Origin of the sequence: Comamonas sp. Tr-654 (assembly GCF_011752915.1) — a bacterium.
GTDB lineage: Bacteria > Pseudomonadota > Gammaproteobacteria > Burkholderiales > Burkholderiaceae_C > Comamonas.
The window spans coordinates 1-960 of sequence record NZ_VWWQ01000015.1 but is presented as its reverse complement, the minus strand read 5'-3'; the positions used below and the strand labels follow the sequence as shown (position 1 = coordinate 960).

The following is a 960-nucleotide window of genomic DNA, read 5'->3' as shown; positions in this document are numbered from 1 at the left end:
GGACGTTGTGCTGGCCGCAGCCGTAGCCGTTGCCCTGGCCTTGTTTCTGGCCATTTCCATCATCCGTTCCATCACACGCCCGCTGGCGCAAGCCGTGGCTGTGGCTGATCGCGTGGCTGCAGGTGATCTGAGCGGCGACATCGCTGTGAACTCCAGGGACGAGATGGGGCAATTGCTGGGCGCGCTCAGGCGCATGCAGCAAAGCCTGGTCAAGACGGTGACCGTCGTGCGCACCAATGCCCAGGGCGTCGCATCGGCAAGTGCCCAGATCGCTGCCGGCAATCATGATCTGTCAGCTCGTACCGAAGAGCAGGCCAGTGCGCTGGAGGAAACGGCTGCGTCCATGGAGCAATTGAGCTCGACCGTCAAACAGAACGCAGACAATGCGCGCCAGGCCAACCAGATGGCCGTGAGCGCATCGAGTGTGGCGGCCCAAGGCGGCGAGGCAGTCACCGAGGTGGTTGAAACCATGAAGAGCATCGATGAAAGCAGCCACAGGATTGCAGACATCATCGGTGTCATCGACGGGATTGCCTTCCAGACCAATATCCTGGCCTTGAACGCGGCAGTAGAGGCTGCCCGAGCAGGCGAGCAAGGCCGTGGCTTTGCCGTAGTGGCCAGTGAGGTCCGGGCCCTGGCGGGGCGCTCAGCCGAAGCGGCGAAAGAAATAAAAGCTCTGATCACGACCAGCGTGGAACATGTGGAGCACGGTACGCACCTGGTGGACAAGGCAGGTAGCACCATGACCGAGGTGGTTGTGGCGATTCGCCGCGTGACCGACATCATGGGCGAGATCAGTGCGGCCAGCCACGAGCAGAGCTCGGGTGTGTCTCAGATCGGTGAAGCCGTGACGCAGATGGACCAGACCACGCAGCAAAATGCAGCGCTGGTGGAGGAAATGGCCGCGGCTGCCAGCAGTCTGAACCATCAGGCGCAGTCCTTGGTGCAGGCGGTGGCTGT

General features: G+C 62.2%; 1 protein-coding gene. It reads left to right on the top strand.

Features of this window, described 5'->3' with window-relative positions; all coding sequences use genetic code 11:
* The coding region (locus F3J24_RS24750; RefSeq protein WP_167011549.1) for a methyl-accepting chemotaxis protein at positions 1 to 960 on the top strand (960 nt) is incomplete at both ends.